11 protein-coding genes are annotated in these 16,713 nt (G+C 58.4%); 10 read left to right on the forward strand and 1 reads right to left on the reverse strand.

All coding sequences use genetic code 11. From position 1 onward, the window contains the following. Positions 1–494: 494 nt before the first annotated feature. The 4 genes from DW796_RS01375 (at position 495) to DW796_RS01390 (ending at position 9,114) form a co-directional block, all read left to right on the forward strand. Entirely contained in the window at positions 495–6,908 is a 6,414-nt protein-coding gene (locus tag DW796_RS01375; protein ID WP_158567663.1) for a discoidin domain-containing protein, read from the forward strand. A 217-nt stretch (positions 6,909–7,125) separates the two neighbouring features. Then, positions 7,126–7,590 (forward strand): 5-(carboxyamino)imidazole ribonucleotide mutase, encoded by a 465-nt coding sequence (gene purE, locus DW796_RS01380; RefSeq protein WP_118094032.1) that lies wholly within the window; start codon positions 7,126–7,128, stop codon positions 7,588–7,590. A gap of 35 nt (positions 7,591–7,625) precedes the next feature. Continuing rightward, positions 7,626–8,630 (forward strand): class B sortase, encoded by a 1,005-nt coding sequence (locus tag DW796_RS01385; protein ID WP_118094033.1) that lies wholly within the window; start codon positions 7,626–7,628, stop codon positions 8,628–8,630. A gap of 67 nt (positions 8,631–8,697) precedes the next feature. Further along, positions 8,698–9,114: a molybdenum cofactor biosynthesis protein MoaE gene (locus DW796_RS01390; protein ID WP_117564036.1), complete on the forward strand. Its 417-nt coding sequence runs from the start codon at positions 8,698–8,700 to the stop codon at positions 9,112–9,114. A gap of 90 nt (positions 9,115–9,204) precedes the next feature. Here DW796_RS01390 and DW796_RS01395 read toward each other — a convergent pair whose 3' ends face one another. Beyond that, complete coding sequence (locus tag DW796_RS01395) at positions 9,205–10,434, reverse strand: putative ABC transporter permease (RefSeq protein ID WP_118094034.1); 1,230 nt, start codon at positions 10,432–10,434, stop codon at positions 9,205–9,207. A gap of 286 nt (positions 10,435–10,720) precedes the next feature. Here DW796_RS01395 and purF point away from each other — a divergent pair, with 286 nt between their 5' ends. The 6 genes from purF (at position 10,721) to DW796_RS01420 (ending at position 16,620) form a co-directional block, all read left to right on the forward strand. After that, positions 10,721–12,391 carry an amidophosphoribosyltransferase gene (gene purF / locus DW796_RS01400; protein WP_118094035.1) on the forward strand — a complete coding sequence of 557 codons (1,671 nt, stop codon included), beginning with the start codon at positions 10,721–10,723 and terminating at the stop codon, positions 12,389–12,391. A gap of 157 nt (positions 12,392–12,548) precedes the next feature. After that, the gene (gene purM, locus DW796_RS01405; RefSeq protein ID WP_118094036.1) at positions 12,549–13,652 is read left to right on the forward strand and encodes a phosphoribosylformylglycinamidine cyclo-ligase; all 1,104 of its coding nucleotides are present in this window, start codon (positions 12,549–12,551) and stop codon (positions 13,650–13,652) included. Beyond that, positions 13,642–14,340, forward strand: a complete 699-nt coding sequence (gene purN / locus DW796_RS01410) for a phosphoribosylglycinamide formyltransferase (RefSeq protein ID WP_118094037.1) — start codon at positions 13,642–13,644, stop codon at positions 14,338–14,340. Before purM ends, purN begins: the two co-directional genes overlap by 11 nt. Positions 14,341–14,629: 289 nt before the next feature. Next, positions 14,630–15,016, forward strand: coding sequence for a hypothetical protein (locus tag DW796_RS01415; RefSeq protein ID WP_117803467.1), 387 nt, complete (start codon positions 14,630–14,632; stop codon positions 15,014–15,016). A 928-nt stretch (positions 15,017–15,944) separates the two neighbouring features. Next, positions 15,945–16,280 carry a zinc-ribbon domain-containing protein gene (locus tag DW796_RS10360; protein ID WP_147347894.1) on the forward strand — a complete coding sequence of 112 codons (336 nt, stop codon included), beginning with the start codon at positions 15,945–15,947 and terminating at the stop codon, positions 16,278–16,280. Between the two features lie 13 nt (positions 16,281–16,293). Further along, complete coding sequence (locus tag DW796_RS01420; protein ID WP_118094038.1) at positions 16,294–16,620, forward strand: hypothetical protein; 327 nt, start codon at positions 16,294–16,296, stop codon at positions 16,618–16,620. Positions 16,621–16,713: the final 93 nt, after the last annotated feature.

Below are 16,713 nucleotides of genomic sequence, written 5' to 3' on the forward strand. Positions count from 1 at the left end.
GTGCATCTTGAAATGCACCCGGGACAGTTGTGCCCACCAGCCACCGTCAACATCTCATTCCAAACCAAATCAGCCAACGTACGTCATGGCAATCCCCGGTAGGTTGCAGGATGGCGGCTGAGCCTTTCCCTCGGGAAACTTCGCGAAGCCCAGTTCCCGAGGGAAAGGTATGGTCTGTGTAATACCAGACAAACAGTACATTTTTGCTAGATTGGTATTTGACTGAAGAACCAATTGGTATGGCTTATTAAGCCCACCTTGCCGTTGACGCTTATTTTGCTGCCGCTAGGAGAATTCCGAACTTGGGTGCGCAAGTGCTCCCATATGTTAATATGACCTAGTAGGTGGCTATCTGGTTACTACCAGTTGGCCCCTTGGTAACGGGTGGCCCCCATTGTGCGGAATGTACCGAACATCTCCGTTTGATACGTTTTCCCATGCTGCCGGGGGGGGGCGTCCTCGGCACCTCAGCATGTCGGAAGAAAGGAGACCAGATGCGCAGGAATTCCATTTTTACGAAACGGTGGGTGAAGGGAAGCGCGGTCCTCGTTGCCACTGCAGCGACGCTCGTGTTTGCCAATCCCCAGCAGGCGATTGCCACGCCACTCAAGGGCGTCGACTCGGCGACCGTGTCCCAGTCTGCCTCGAATGTCGTCGACATCGATTTCGCTGACGGCATCAAGGGCCGTATTACGTTCCTCGAGGACGGTATTTTCCGTTATAACGTCGACCCCAAGGGTGAGTTTTCCGAGTACGCCACGCCGCGTAGTAAGTCCCACACGGCTAAGATCCAGGCTCAGCCCGATACCTCGGACACCTACAGCAAGCCGAGTGCGACGGTTGCCGACAAGGGCGACACTATCGAGATCACCGGCGGAAAGGCGACCGTGATCCTGGACAAGGCGACTGGCAAGATGAGTATCAAGTCAGGCGACCGTGTCGTGGTTTCCGAGTCCGCGTCCCTCGACCTTGATAAGAAGGGTACCGTCCAGACGCTCGCCAAGGAGAAGTCCGAGAACTTCTTTGGCGGCGGCACCCAGAACGGACGCTTCCTGCACACCAACCAGACCATCGCCATCTCCAACACGAACAACTGGACCGATGGCGGCGTTGCCTCGCCCAACCCGTTTTATTGGACGAGTGACGGCTACGGCGTACTCCGAAACACGTTTGCAGAGGGTTCCTACGACTTCGGTTCCACGGACTCATCGACGGTCACGACTTTGCACAGCGAGAATGAGTTTGATGCCTACTACTTCGTGGCGACCAACGAGGGCGCTTCGAACGTGGCAACCGAGATGCTGCAGGACTACTACAAGGTGACCGGTAACCCGGTACTGCTGCCCGAGTACGGGTTCTACCTTGGTCATCTTAATGCCTATAACCGTGATGGCTGGTCAACGACCTCGGGTCAAAAGAAGTGGGAGACCAAGGGCAGCAAGTCCTCGAGCGAGAAGGGCGACGTTAAGTACGAGTCTGGCATGTCGACGGGCTACAAGCTCGACGGCACACTTGCGGCCGAGACGCTCAACGGTGAGGGCCCTACGGTTGATACCGAGAACATGAAAGCGACCGATTTCGACCGCCAGTTCTCTGCTCGGCAGGTTATCGATGACTACGAGGACAACGACATGCCGCTCGGCTGGTTCCTGCCGAACGACGGTTACGGCGCCGGCTATGGCCAGAACGGTTACTACAAGACCGGCGGCGTCAACTCCGACGGAGCGAGCTCGGCCGACCGTCTTAACGCTGTGCGTGCCAATGTCGACAACCTTAAGAAGTTCACCGAGTATGCCAACTCCAAGGGTGTGAGCACGGGCTTGTGGACCCAGTCCAACCTTGAGCCCGACAGCAACCCTGAGACCCCGTGGCATCTGCTTCGCGACTTCGACGCCGAGGTCAAGACGGGAGGCATCACTACCCTTAAGACCGACGTTGCCTGGGTTGGATCTGGCTACTCCTTTGGTCTTAATGGCATCAAGACAGCTTATGACACGGTGACGACCGGCGCTAACAAGCGCCCCAACATCATCACGCTCGATGGTTGGGCCGGCACGCAGCGCTTTGGTGGCATTTGGACCGGCGACCAGTACGGCGGTAACTGGGAGTACATTCGCTTCCATATCCCCACGTATATCGGTCAGAGTCTTTCGGGCAACCCCAACATCGGCTCCGACATGGATGGCATCTTTGGCGGCGACCCCATCATCTCTGCGCGTGACTACCAGTGGAAGACGTTCACGCCCTCTATGCTTGACATGGACGGTTGGGGCACCTACCGTAAATCGCCCATGACGCACGGCGATCCCTACACAGGCATCTCGCGCTTCTACCTCAAGCTCAAGGCGCAGCTCATGCCCTATATCTACACGAGCGCGGCCTCGGCGGCCAACATCGACACGGGTAACGGCGATGCCGGCCTGCCCATGATCCGCGCCATGCTGCTTTCCGACAACTCCGAGTACGCCGCAAGCACTTCGACGCAGTACCAGTATATGTTCGGTGAGAACTTCCTAGTGGCACCGGTGTATCAGGATACCCAGGCAGACGAGAACGGCAACGACATTCGCAATGGGATTTACCTCCCCAACTACGGCACCGACGAGAATCCCACCATCTGGATCGATTACTTCTCGGGTAAGCAGTATCGCGGCGGCCAGGTTCTCAACAACTACGAGGCTCCGCTTTGGAAGCTGCCGCTGTTTGTGAAGGCCAACGCTATCGTGCCGATGTACGCCGAGAACAACAACCCCGAGGCCGTGAGCGACACCAACGCCAAGGGTACCGACCGCAGCCAGCGTATCGTCGAGTTCTTCGCCACCGAGGGCGACGGCACCTTTACGCAGTACGAGGACGACGGCTCCTCCATCGAGAACAACACGACTGAGGACGATTCCTACGGCACGATCGACAATATCTCCTACGGTGAGCATGTGAGCACCGTCTACAGCTCCAAGGCCGCAGGCGGCACCGCGACCTTTACCGCCGAGGCCTCGCAGGGCGGCTACAACGGCTACGACTCCAACCGCACCACGACCTTCGTGGCCAATGTGTCCGCCAAGCCCACGAGCGTTGTCGCCAAGAACGGCGGATCCGCACTCAACGTGGTTGAGGTCGACTCGCAGGAGATCTTTGACGCCGCGACCCCCGAGGCCGGCCAGGCGGTCTACTTCTACAGCGAGACCCCCAACCTCAACCACTACGGCAGCGATGCGGACGGCACCGAGGCCGAGCAGGGCGAGAGCTTCAACAACACCAAGATCACCACGAACCCCAAGGTCTACGTCAAGTTCGCGAAGACCGATGTTGCTGCAGCGGCGCAGACGCTTGAGCTGGGCGGTTTCGTGAACGCCGACGCCACGCTCACAGCCGATCGCCTCAACGAGAACCTCTCCGCACCCACGAACCTTGCTGCCCCCGAGGACGCCACGACCCCAACGAGCATCAAGCTCACCTGGGGAAAGGTCGATGGTGCTACCTCCTACGACCTTAAGGTCGACGGCACTGTGTTTGCCGTGGGTGATGCGGCCGAGTTCACGCACACCGACCTCGCCTACAATAGCAAGCACACCTACCAGATTCGTTCGCGCAACGCCGAAGGTTACTCCGCCTGGAGCGATGTGCTCGAGGCGAACTCCGCACTCGATCCGTGGCGGAACGTCCCCGACGCCGAGGAAATCACCTGGGAGGGCTCACTTTACGGCAGCCATAAGGCCGAGCTCGCCTTCGACCATGAGTTCCAGTCGGGCGACGGCGGTTTCCACTCCGGTGGCAACGATCTGGGCAAGGCGCTTACCGTTGACTATGGACGCGCTTACAAGCTCGATAAGCTCGAGTACTATCCGCGCGATGACGCCGGCAACGGCACCGTGACCAAGATGCGTGTTGAGACGAGTCTCGATGGCGTCCACTGGACGAGCCAGGAGGTCGATTGGGCACGTTCCGCTGATTGTAAGACGGTAGCGTTTGACGGCACCGTGGCCGCCCGTTACGTGCGCATGACACCGCTCGCCTCGGTCGGCAATTTCTTCTCCGCGTCCGAGATTGCCATCTACAAGACCGACGGCACGGATGGCTTCGCCGTGGGCTCCAACCTCAACAAGGCCACGATCTCCGACGGAGACTACTCCAACATGAAGAACTATCTGGGCCTCGAGAATCGCGAGCCCGATACCCCGACGTTCGGTTCGCAGATCCGCGACCACTTCGCCGACCTCAACGATAACGGCGTTTACGACGTCTACGATTACTCGTTCACCATGGCGGGTCTTGACGGCGGCACTAAACAAAAGGGCAAGGTCGCAGGTTCGCTCGCGGTGATTCCGAGCAAGACCGAGGTCGAGGCCGGTGATGAGATCACCGTTGATGTCTATGCGGCCGACGCCAAGAACGTCAACGCCCTGGGCGCTCTCGTCAACTTCAAGAGCGACCAGTTCGAGTTTGTGTCCGAGAGCATCGCGCAGGACGGCTCGACTGCCGGCATGGAGAACCTGTCTCGCGAGAAGGTCCAGTTCGCGGACAGAACGCAGACTATCAATCTCGCCTTTGCCAACCGCGGCGATGGCAAGCTCTACAACGGTACCGGCGCGGTGGCGAGTTTCAAGCTCAAGGCCAAGACCGCCGGCAAGGTCGAACTGCCCTCGACATCTTGGCTCATCGGTCCGGCATGCGACGCACTTGAGTTTGCGAGCGACGGCACGGTGACGATGCCGGATGTTCCTCAGCCAACGGTCGCCGAGTACGGTCAGGATGCCTTCAACATCACGATGACCAACGATGAGCTCACGACCGACGACGGAACCAACGTCGAGAAACTTATCCAGCAGAAGAGCTATAACGCGCTGTTCGATAATAACGAGGGCGACAACGGCTTTGAGTTCCTATGGAACTGGAGCGGCAACTGGGACAGCGAGGGTAAGCTTCCGAGTTACGTGAAGCTTCCCACCACGATGACATTCGCATTTAAGACGCCGTCGAAACTCGATAGTGTCGAGGTCGTTAACCGCAACGGTGGCAACGGAACCGTGCAGAAGATCAAGGCTGTCGTGACGTTCGAGGATGGCTCGACCCAAGAGTTCGCGGGCGGGGAGTACGATTCCTTCCGGGCTCGCTACGCCTTTGGCCTCTCTGCCGAGAACAAGGGCAAGAAGGCGACCAAGGTCGAGGTCACGCCGCTTGAGGCATCGGGTGACCAGATGCTCACACTGCGTGAGGTCAACTTCAACTACACGCAGGGTGTCGAGGCCATCGAGGGTGTCGAGCTAGGCAAGAACCAGACCGAGTTCTTTGAAGGCGACGTTACGCTCGTCGACGCCAAGGCCACGCCTGAGAGCGCCGGCTACCCCTATGTGACGGTCGAGAGCTCCGACCCCTCTGTGGTAAGCGTCTCCGCTGTTCAGGCTGGCGATAGCGTGAGCTACTACCTGCGTGCCAACAAGGCCGGCAAGGCAAAGATCACGGTGGCGTCGGTACTCGACCCCTCCAAGGCCGCATCCTATGAGGTCGAGGTCAAGGCTGGTGTCGATACCTCTGCGCTCGTGGCAGCGCTTTCCAAGGCCGCGGGCTACAGCGAGTCCGTCTACACTAAGGATTCCTATGCAGCTCTCACCGCTGCGGTCGAGGCGGCTCAGAAGCTCCTCGACGGCGGCCAAGGCAGCTATAGCAAGAAGGATGTCGCAGACGCCACAGCCAAGATCGAGAAGGCAATCGACGGCCTCAAGATGCGCCCTGTCGATGAGAAGATTCTTATCAACACGCCCGAGAACCGCAAGAACGTCAAGGTGGCCGGCTTCTCGAGTGAGGCCGACTACGAGGGCAGCAACGCCGTCAATGCTCTCGACGGCGACGAGCGGACGCTTTGGCACAGCGACTGGGCCCATGGGACCGGTATGCCCCAGTATCTGAGTGTCGACCTGGGCCGCGACTACGATCTCACCGACGTTACATTCCTGCCGCGCCAGGACGGCGGCACTAACGGCGATATCTTCGAGGCCGAGATACTGGTCTCCGACACTGCCGACGGTTATGAGACGGGCACCGCCGCGTCGATGGGTACGTTCGCCTTCGACAACGACGGCCGCGTGCTCACCGACCGTGGCGACTGGAAACAGATGAGCTTTGGCGCCGCGCGCGGTCGCTACGTGACCGTCAAGGTGATTCACGCCGGCGGTGGCAACGTTGATGCCTACTGCAGCATGGCGGAGCTCAAGTTCTACGGTACGGCCGTCCCCGATCCGGTGGCGAAGGATGATCTCGCTACCGCGATCGAAAAGGTTGATGCCGAGGTTGCTGCCGGCGACCTCAAGGCCGGTGACTACACCGAGGCCTCCTGGACGGCGCTCGAGAACGCCCTGGCGAGCGCCCGCGCCATCTTGAGCGACGAGAACGCCACGCAGGACGAGGTCGACCAGGCGCTCAGGGCGCTCGAGAGCGCCCGCGGCGCGCTCGAGAAGACCCCGGTGGCCCCGGTCGAGAATCCGACTAAGAAGCAGCTCAAGGCCCTGGTCAAGCAGGCGAAGGAGACTGACACCAGGGGCAAGACGGCCGAGTCTGTCAAGGCCCTGACGGATGCCATTACCTACGCCGAGGACGTCTTGGGTGATGAGAATGCTTCCGACACCCAGCTCCAGGCGGCCTATGACCAGCTCAAGCTGGCTATTGAGAGCCTCAAGGATGCCGATTCCGGCAATCAGGGCGGCTCGGGCAACCAGGGTTCCGGCAATGGCTCGAACGGCGGCAACCAGGCGGGCAAGCCCGCAGGCGACAAGGCCCAGGGCAGCAAGAAGAACGGTTCGGCGATTCCCAATACCGGAGACCAGACGGCGGCGACCGTCGCGACCGTCGGTGGTCTTGGCGCCATCATCGCCGCGATCGGCGCTTTCTTCCATCGTCGCAGCAAGGCTAAGTAGCCCCAGCAACAGCTAAGCAAGCGTGCCCGCCGTCCCACCCAAGGACGGTGGGCACGCTTTTTGAATGTAGGCGGAAAGCTCCGACCCTTCGGCCTTAATCTCGCAAAGCGTTCCATCTCCCGCCGAACACATCAGCATCGGCGGCTATACTTGAATTATTTGCAGTTAAGGGTCGCGGATTCGCCGCGTCACCGCTCTCAACAGGAGGTCTTTGTTTATGGCAGATCAGAAGCCGGTTGTCGGGATCATCATGGGCTCCAAGTCCGATCTGGGCGTTATGGAAGGCTGCACCGCCGAGCTCGAGGCGCTTGGTGTGCCCTATGAGCTCGTCATTGCGAGCGCACACCGCACGCCGGCAAAGGTCCACGAGTGGGCCTCGACTGCTGCTGACCGCGGCATCAAGGTGATTATCGCTGCTGCCGGCAAGGCTGCTCACCTGGGCGGTGTCGTGGCGGCCTTTACGCCGCTGCCGGTCATCGGCGTGCCTATGAAGACGAGTGACCTGGGCGGTATGGATTCGCTGCTGTCGATGGTGCAGATGCCTTCGGGCGTGCCCGTGGCCTGCGTTGCCATCAACGGCGCCAAGAATGCCGCCATCTATGCCACTCAGATTCTGGGTGCTTGCGACCCCGAGTACCGCAGGGTTATCGAGAAGATGAAGCAGGAGATGGCCGACGCCTAGGCGTTCCGCCGTTTCACCGCAGTATAAGGAGAGCCATGTCCGACTATCAGGGAAAACGATTCAAGGCTTCCCAGATTCCCGATCCGTCGAAGCCGGGTACTGCCCATGCGGCGCAGCAAGGTCGGACATCCTCTCCTCAGCAGCCGCGCGCGCCGCGTTCCGTAACGCCGACGTCCCATCGCCGCCAGGATACGCCGGCTGCGTATCGCCCTTCATCATATGGCACGGCAAAGAAGCAGGCTCAGACGACGAGGCAGCTGAGTGACGCGCCGTCCAACTATGCCGAGCAGCCGCGTAAGAAACGCCGATCCATCATTCCCATCTTGCTCATCATCGTGGGCATCGGCCTGATTGTCGCCGCCGCCGCTATCTTTATTAATGCCCAGATTGGCTATAAGCAGGCGAGCGATTCGTATCAGAAAATCGAGAAGCAATATGTAAGCGATAAGGACGCCAGTGGCGTGCCGATTATCGACTTTGATGCGCTTGCTCAGACGAACCCCGAGATTGTGGGTTGGATTTACGTGCCGGGAACCAACATCAACTACCCCGTGGTACAGACCAACAACAACTCCAAGTACCTCAACACGCTGTTTGATGGCACGTCTAACGCCTCGGGTGCCATCTTCTTGGATAGCGATGACACCGCGCCGGGAATGGTCGACCAGCAGACCACGATCTACGGCCACCATATGAACGATGGGTCGATGTTCAACGTGATTTCGGATACGACTGACCAGGCAACGTTCGATAGCGTTGAATATGTGTACTACATCACGCGCGATGCGACGTATAAGTTGCGTCCGCTGGCGACCAAGGTGGTCGAGGACACGTATGCCAAGGCGCGCACGACCAATTTTGAGGGCGACGACGGACTCAAGAACTACCTGTCCGAGATGCTCGACGGCGCTTCTGCCGTGGCGAGTGATGCCACCGATCGTGCCGCTTCGGCAACTAAGGTTGTAACGCTTGTGACCTGTCGTTCGCTGTCGCTGAGCAACACACGCGCCGTCATGGTGCTCACGCCGGTCGAGGAATAAGTTGTTCGAGAGTAGCTAAAAAGGCCCCGTCCCAAATTGGCTACTCGACGACGGTAAGGGAGAAATGATGCTCGAGAGTGGCAAATTGATGCCTTCGATTGATGCTTGGCTGCGCGAGGCCAAGGCTGATGCTTCGGCGGCAGGCTGTGGGATGTATCTGACGCATAACGGTGTGGTGCGCGCGACGCCCAAGGCTGAGGTGCGCGGAGTCGAGACCGATGGCGTGGCGCCTGGGCATAAGGTGGGCGGCATGGTGTTTGGCTTCGATGCTCAGAAGGTGCAGGCTGCTATCGAGGCGACGCGTGCGATGCCGGGTATCGGCTATGTGCGTGTGTGGCTGGCAAGCGGCGAGCTTGCCGTAGGTGACGACATCATGCTCGTGCTCATCGGCGGGGACATTCGCCCGCACGTGGTCGATGCGCTGCAGGCGCTCGTTGGCACCATTAAGAACGAATGCGTGAGTGAGGTCGAGCGCGAGGCGTAGAGGCTTGCGTCGATAGAAGGATCGTTTATAAAAACGCCCGCCGGTACGTGTGATACCGGCGGGCGTTTTGCGTTTTGGGTGCGGTGGGTGCTACACGCGCGTCGCATCCTTGGGGCTCATGGTCATGCTCTGGAAGCGATTCTCCATAAAGTCATTATCGAAGTACTTGCCGTAGAACTGCGCAACGGGAATATCCGGTTCCGTGCCGTTAACGCGCTGGTACCAGTAGTCGAGCGACTGCAGCGTCATAACGCCATCGACCAGCATAATGATGGTGAAGATGACAGTAGCCGAGTAGCGGCTCTTCCACGGAATCATGTTGATGAGCTTGAGCAGCCTCGGCAGCAGCAGCTTGATCCAGATGAGGCCACCCAGACCCCACAGGCAGGCGAAGCCTGTGCAGGTACGTCCGCCGGTAAGGACGGCGAGCGGATCGGGCATGCCAAAGAGCTTCATATGCGAGTAGCTCCACGAGACCACGCCAAACGAGGTCTGCATAAACCAGCCCACGAACACCTCAAAGCTTGCACCGAGCAGTGCGCTCACCAAAAAGATAATGATGGGGTTCTTTTTGTAGAAGCGGTTGAGCACCATGGTCATGAGCACAGCGCCAAATCCGTAGATGGGGCTGAAGGGGCCAAACAGCATGCCGGCGCGGTTCTGGTAGACGCCCGGGTCGTCGACCGTCATGTGCCAGATGTCCTCGGCGATCAGGCCGAGTATGCAGCAGACAAAGAATACCCAGAACAGGTTGAAGTAGTTGAGCTTGATGTAGCCTTCGCCGGTTTCATCGCGCCCGAGCATGCCCTCGGCGGCGGCGTCGCGATCGAGCATCTCCTGCAGGCGGCGCTGCAGCTCGCGCTCCTGGCGCAGCGTGGGGTCGACGGTTGCCGAAAGTGCAACAAGGATGCCGAGCTGGATCGCGGGACGCAGCAGGAAGGGCCCGATGCCCTGGAGCATCACGTCGACCAAAAGCTCGACGACGGTGAATGCAATAAGGATGTAGGACAGGCGGGCGGCGTTGCGGCGCTGGTTTTTGATAAGGTCCAGGCCAAAGATGATTAGGATGACGGCACTTGCCGCAGAGAGCATGATGCCGGCGACGATAAGGCCGACTGCGACGAGCGTGTTGTCGCCGAGCTTTTCGGTGGCGTTGCCGTTAACAAGTGCCGTGATGACCTGCCACATAAAGGCAGCGACCGACGGGAGCGTGCCCACGCCGGAAAGGATGCACAGGACGGCGTACACCTTAATGATGAGGGGAATCTTCTTGACCTCTGTGGCGCTGGGGACGCTGGGGTCGAGTTCGTTTCGATCCATACAGAACCTTTCTCGCTTTGTTGTAGGTTATAAGGATACGCCGCCGACCTGCCAAAAGACAGGACGAACGTCCCAATTGCAACTTTGTAATCCCCAACGGCGGACGCGGCGGCCATCTGGGGGCGCGGGCACTTACACTGGACAGACCGATAAAATGTTTGGCAACAAAACTGATTATTAGCTCGGTGGGCTTTTAAAAAGCGCTGCTCATGCGCTGGGGAGCACGTCGCGCCGTGCGTATAATAAGGCGGGTAACGCCAAAAATACGAGGCTCTGAGGGGATACCATGTCTCAAGAAACCATCCGCGCGGCCGAGCGTGCCGCGGGACAGGTGAACACCATGTCGACGTATGATCCGGACTCCGACCAGCTGCATGAGGAATGTGGCATTTTCGGCGTATGGGCGCCCGATCGCGACGTGGCTCGACTGACGTACTTTGGCCTGCGTGCGCTGCAGCACCGTGGCCAGGAATCGGCTGGAATCGCCGTGGGTGACGGCGGCACGGTTATGGTCCGCAAAGATCTGGGCCTGCTCGACCGCGTGTTCTCCAACGCCGACCTGTCGACGCTCTCCGGCCAGCTGGCCGTGGGCCACGTGCGCTATGGCACCGCCGGCGCCAAGAGCTGGGAAGCCTCGCAGCCGCATCTTTCCACCATCAACAGCGTCATTATCGCGCTTGCTCACAACGGCACTCTGGTCAACACCGACGAGTTGCGCCGTCAGCTGATCGAGCTGGGCGTGCCGTTCCTCTCCAATTCGGATTCCGAGGTCGCGACCAAGCTTATCGGCTACTTTACCCAGCGTACGGGCCACCTGCGCGAGGGTATTCGCAAGACCATGGAGCTCGTGCGCGGCGGCTACGCCATGACGCTCATCAACGAGCAGGCGCTCTACGCATTCCGCGATCCACACGGCATTCGCCCGCTCGTGCTGGGCAAGCTGGTGGACGAGGGTCTGGACCAGGCCGATGCCGCAGCCGTTTCGCAGCTGCCGTCGCAGGACGGCGCCGCGACGGTCGACTCCGCCGTCCGTGTCACGCGCGCCGGCGGCTGGGTCGTTGCTTCCGAGACCTGCGCACTCGACATCGTGGGTGCCGAGTACGTCCGTGACGTCCGTCCCGGCGAGATCTTGCGCATCAGCGCCGAGGGCCTGGTATCCGAGCAGGGCGTGCCTGCAGCCGAAGAGCCCGCCAACTGCATCTTTGAGCAGGTCTACTTTGCCCGCCCCGACTCCATCATGAACGGCAAGAGCGTCTATGCCTGCCGTTACGACATGGGTCGTCAGCTGGCACATGAGGAGCCCGTCGAGGCCGACCTGGTCATCGGCGTGCCCGACTCCGGCCTGCCGCCCGCGGAGGGCTATTCGCACGAGAGTGGCATTCCCTTTGGCGAGGGCCTTATCAAGAACCGCTACGTGGGCCGTACGTTTATCGAGCCTACGCAGGAGCTGCGTGCCATGGGCGTGCGTATGAAACTCAACCCGCTGCGCGACAACATCGAGGGTAAGCGCCTGGTCGTTATCGACGACTCCATTGTGCGCGGCACCACCATGGTGCAGCTCGTCAAGATGCTGCGCAACGCCGGCGCCAAGGAGATTCACATCCGCATCAACTCGCCCGAGGTCATCTGGCCGTGCTTCTACGGTATCGATACCGACGTGCAGTCGCAGCTTATCAGCGCCAACAAGACGGTCGACGAGATTTGCGAGTATATCGGCGCCGATTCGCTGGCCTTCCTTTCGGTCGAGGGCCTGCTTAAGGTCATGCCCAAGGGCGGCTACTGCGATGCGTGCTTTACCGGCCGCTACCCCGTGGCGATTCCCGAGAGCTTTGGCCGCGACAAGTTTATGGAGGGCTTTAAGCCCCGCAACCTGGACAAGCCGCTGTACTTTGACGACGACGCCGTGATCGAGAAATACGACGACCGCAGCTGGGAAGAGGAGCACGGCGAGGCATAAAACCTGCCATATGGGGACAGGTTTATTTTGGTAGGTTTTACCTGCTGTTTTGTTGATATGACGGCGCGTGCTGTTATGGCGCGCGCCGAAATGAACGCAACTATGAGCACCGTTTGGCGCCCGTGCGGCGCCATGGTAGTGGGAGAGGAAGGCTCAGATGAGCGACAGCAAGCATGTGACGTACGAGGACGCCGGCGTCGATACCGCCGAGGGCGGCCGCGCCGTCGACGCGATTAAGCAGATGGTCAAGGACACTAACCGTTCCGAGGTTATCGGTGGCATCGGCGGCTTTGGCGGCCTGTTCTCGGCTGCCGCGCTCAAGGATATGGAAGACCCGATCCTGATCAGCGGTACCGACGGCGTGGGCACCAAGCTCGTGCTCGCCCAGATCATGGACCGTCACGAGACGGTTGGCCAGGACCTGGTCGCTATGTGCGTCAACGATATTCTGGCTTCGGGCGCCGAGCCGCTGTTCTTCCTGGACTACGTTGCCATCGGTCACATCGAGGCCGAGCACATGGCAAAGATTATCAAGGGTGTGGCCGACGGCTGCAAGCTCGCGGGCTGCGCGCTCGTGGGCGGTGAGATGGCCGAGCACCCGGGCGTCATGGCTCCTGCCGACTACGACCTTGCCGGATTTACCGTGGGCGTCGTCGACCGTCCCAAGATGCTCGACCCCGCAAACGTCCGCCCGGGCGATGTGATCCTGGGCCTGCCTTCCACCGGCGTGCACTCCAACGGCTACTCGCTCGTGCGTAAGGTCATTGGCGTCGACGGCGTTAAGCCGGGCACGCCCGAGGCCGTCGCTAAGGCCGAGGAGCTGAGCCGTCCGCTCGAGGAACTCGGCGGTGCATCGCTGGCAGACGCTCTGTTGGCCCCCACGCGCATCTACGTCAAGCCGATCCTGGAGCTGCTGCGCGGCGGCGCCAACGTGCACGCCATCGCCCACATCACTGGCGGCGGTATTACCGAGAACCTCAACCGTGCGCTCGCCGATGACGTCGACGCCGTGGTCACCCGCAACGGTGCCGAGATGGGTTGGGACGTTCCGCCCGTCATCACCTACGTGTCGCGCCAGGCCGAGCTTGCGCCCAACGAGGCATGCAAGACCTTCAACATGGGCGTCGGCCTGTGTCTGATCGTCGCCCCCGAGGACGAGGCCGCCGTGACCGAGGCACTGGTCGCGCTGGGCGAGAAGCCGTTCCGCGTGGGCGAGTGCGTCGAGGGTTCCGGTGAGGTCGTGTACTCCGATGAGCGCTAACGAGCAGATGGCTGCCGCCGAGGGCCTGGACTTTGTGCCCTATACCCGTCCGACCGGCACCGATACGGCCGAGCCGCTTAAGATCGGTGTGCTCATCAGCGGTTCGGGTACCAACCTGCAAGCGCTGATCGATCTGATTGCCGCCGGCAAGCTTAACGCTTCGATTGAGCTTGTGGTGTCGAGCCGTCCTTCGGCTAAGGGTTTGCAGCGCGCTGAGCGCGCGGGCATCCAGACGCTCACGCTGTCCAAGGATGTCTATGCCGACCCCATCGCCGCCGACGAGATCATCGCGCACGAGCTGCTCGAGCGCGGCTGCGAGTATGTGGTCATGGCCGGCTACATGCGCATGGTGCATACACCGCTGCTGGCGGCGTTTCCCAACCGCGTGGTCAACTTGCATCCGGCGCTGCTGCCGAGCTTTACCGGTGCGCATGCGATTGACGATGCCTTTGTGCGCGGCGTCAAGGTAACTGGCGTGACCGTGCATTTTGCCAACGAGGTCTACGACAACGGTCCCATCATCGCCCAGCGTGCGCTGGCTGTCGAGGAGGGCTGGGATGTCGACACGCTCGAGGAGCACATCCACGCGATTGAGCACGTGCTGTATCCCGAGGTCGTGCAAATGCTCGCCGACGGCCGCGTCCACGTGCTGAAGAGCGGCAAGGTCGCAATTGACCCGGCGCGCTAGTCGTTGGTTCGTGTTGGCGGTTAAGCGTTAGAGGTGCGCTTAGCCGCCATTTTTTATGCATTGCGATCTACGTTGTTTGAGGCAAACAATCGCTACAGCTTGATGTTCATAGTCCAATTGCTTCGCCAAGAGGCGCGCTCCGGCAAGAGATTAATTTAGCCTAATAGAGCCATTTGCTCTTCTTTGTGCTCGGGATACGCCGGACCATAATCAAATGATAATGCGCTAAATAATCTTATGGGGATAATCAAATTATCTTTTGTACGGGTGCTGTCTGTTGGGAGCAAAGATGGGTGCACAATTATTTTCGAGACGAACAGCAATTAAAATGGCCGTTGCCGCGGCTTCTGTCCCGCTGATTGGTCTAGTTGGATGTGGTGAGAAGTCGATTGTTGGAACTTGGGCAAACGACGACGGAGACGAAATTCTCCAATTTGATGAGAATGGTGATTGTTCGGTTCCTTTTACCTATAACGGTGCGTGGCTGGAAAGCTGCGATCGCTATACGATTCAAGAAGACGAGACATTGGTTCTAAGTAGCAGTCAAGGAAATATCAGCTCTCAACATTGGAAGAAAGCCAGCAGCAAAGAGGAAGCTGAAGAGGCGGATGATAGGCTCTATTTTCTCAATGGGGATGAGCTTGTTATCAACAACGAAACGTACACGAGAGAATGAGAGCTAAGGCACGCCGACCGTGTGAAGATGGGGAATGCCATAGATGAATACCGTGCCGGGCTCGTGACAAACATCATTGTCACGAGCCCGGCACACATTAAAGTAAAAATTGTTCACCAGTCCGCATCCTCTTTTTGCTCAGATTGAGCCGTTTGCTGCTAGTGCGGTTGTTGCTCAGATGCCGATTGAGTCCGATGCTGACTTCGCGCACGAGACAGGGTTACCGGAGTCATTCGAGAAATCGATGCTATTCCTATGGGGAATAGCATCGATCAGTCCAGGATATTCCCTCAGAAACCATTCATATCGATTCTTTGCGCTGAGGTGCCCGATGACGTTTTCGACTTTCCAGTGATTGTGTCATGCACTCTCAAGCAACGAATTATAAATGGACAAAAGTTGAGGGATGCTTTCTACTGCTCTGCAGAAATCCGATATTTTAAGCTTAATGAGAGTGCAATCCGTTAAAGCTTCGAAACATTCAGGAGAGGGCATTGTTGTGTCTGCGCTTGGCATAACCGGAGTGCCGGGAACGAAGACGAGACAATCGGTTACTTCATCTCCGTCGGCTGAGAGGCCATACGCTCTGGCTATGCCCTTTTCTAATAAGTGAAAACAAGTTTGTTTTGGCCGAAATCAATTATTTTCGATCCTTTTTCGCGGGCAGCTTGTGGAACTTCAAAGCGGTTCTTCCGTCGACAATTATGGTGCTTCGACTGCGGTCTGTCACAGGGGCGTTATCAAATGCTAATGCCTGTTTGTTGCCAGCGTGGATAATAAAATCCGTCTAAAAAATTTCGTGTTTGATTTCGAGCCCAAACGAGGGCTATGGCATTAAAGCCACCATGTTTTCTAGAAATTTGAACGGTGGGGCCATATCGATTGCGAGATTTTGAAGGGTTAATTGTCTCGTTGGAGGGTGGGGCTAATGAAACCAAAAAAGGAAACCGTTGCATTGCTGTCATTTGGCTTGGGTCTTTTTGCGCTGGTCTACGGGCTAATAACAAAAGCGATGTTATCTCATCGTTATACGTTTAAAGCCCCTCTTACCAGCATGGAGCTTTCGGTTTTAGCAATTATTGGAATCGGATTCGTTCTATTGATTGTCGGTGCGCTTCTATTTCTAAGTGTGCGCTATGCATCCAAGAATGTGGTTGATATTGATTCGACGCGGAATAAAGGCAAAGTATGTCCTTATTGCCAAACCCGGATTATAGGAGATGCAAAACATTGTCCGAACTGTGGTCAAGAGTTGGGTCAATAAGAAGGGGCTTGAGATGCCGAGGACAACGATAACGATTTGTGCGCACGGTCAAATTGATACGCCAAGGGTCTTAGAGATTTGGAAGAGCATTATTGAGGGCGCCGGTTTTCAACAGAAACTAATTAAGGGTGAACCTTGTTGGTCGAAGGGCGACGGCGTGTTAATGCTGCAGCGTAATTTTACGATCGCTTTTGGCGAAAGGGAAATTGTGCTTGAGGGATGGATGGGCGATGCTCTCTTGGGCGAATCCGATTTAACGGGCGTTAATGGCTGGATGCAAAAGAAAAAGATGAAAGGGCTCCTGTCCCAAGCGGAGGGTGCAATCAGGAGCATAGTCTAGACTGCATTAGATAGCGATATAGCGTTTATTGATGACTGAAATGCATAGCTGGGCCAGAAATATAAGAATACTGGTAGCCGGGTGCCCGATTTA

It is taken from the genome of Collinsella sp. AM31-2AC (genome assembly GCF_003469285.1).
Lineage (GTDB): Bacteria > Actinomycetota > Coriobacteriia > Coriobacteriales > Coriobacteriaceae > Collinsella > Collinsella aerofaciens_AT.

Bases quoted from the DNA above. Each gene is read 5' to 3' on its own strand.
- DW796_RS01375 (WP_158567663.1), top strand. From the start codon at position 495: ATGCGCAGGAATTCCATTTTTACGAAACGGTGGGTGAAGGGAAGCGCG.
- purE (WP_118094032.1), top strand. From the start codon at position 7,126: ATGGCAGATCAGAAGCCGGTTGTCGGGATCATCATGGGCTCCAAGTCC.
- DW796_RS01385 (WP_118094033.1), top strand. From the start codon at position 7,626: ATGTCCGACTATCAGGGAAAACGATTCAAGGCTTCCCAGATTCCCGAT.
- DW796_RS01390 (WP_117564036.1), top strand. From the start codon at position 8,698: ATGCTCGAGAGTGGCAAATTGATGCCTTCGATTGATGCTTGGCTGCGC.
- DW796_RS01395 (WP_118094034.1), bottom strand. From the start codon at position 10,434: ATGGATCGAAACGAACTCGACCCCAGCGTCCCCAGCGCCACAGAGGTC.
- purF (WP_118094035.1), top strand. From the start codon at position 10,721: ATGTCTCAAGAAACCATCCGCGCGGCCGAGCGTGCCGCGGGACAGGTG.
- purM (WP_118094036.1), top strand. From the start codon at position 12,549: ATGAGCGACAGCAAGCATGTGACGTACGAGGACGCCGGCGTCGATACC.
- purN (WP_118094037.1), top strand. From the start codon at position 13,642: ATGAGCGCTAACGAGCAGATGGCTGCCGCCGAGGGCCTGGACTTTGTG.
- DW796_RS01415 (WP_117803467.1), top strand. From the start codon at position 14,630: ATGGGTGCACAATTATTTTCGAGACGAACAGCAATTAAAATGGCCGTT.
- DW796_RS10360 (WP_147347894.1), top strand. From the start codon at position 15,945: ATGAAACCAAAAAAGGAAACCGTTGCATTGCTGTCATTTGGCTTGGGT.
- DW796_RS01420 (WP_118094038.1), top strand. From the start codon at position 16,294: ATGCCGAGGACAACGATAACGATTTGTGCGCACGGTCAAATTGATACG.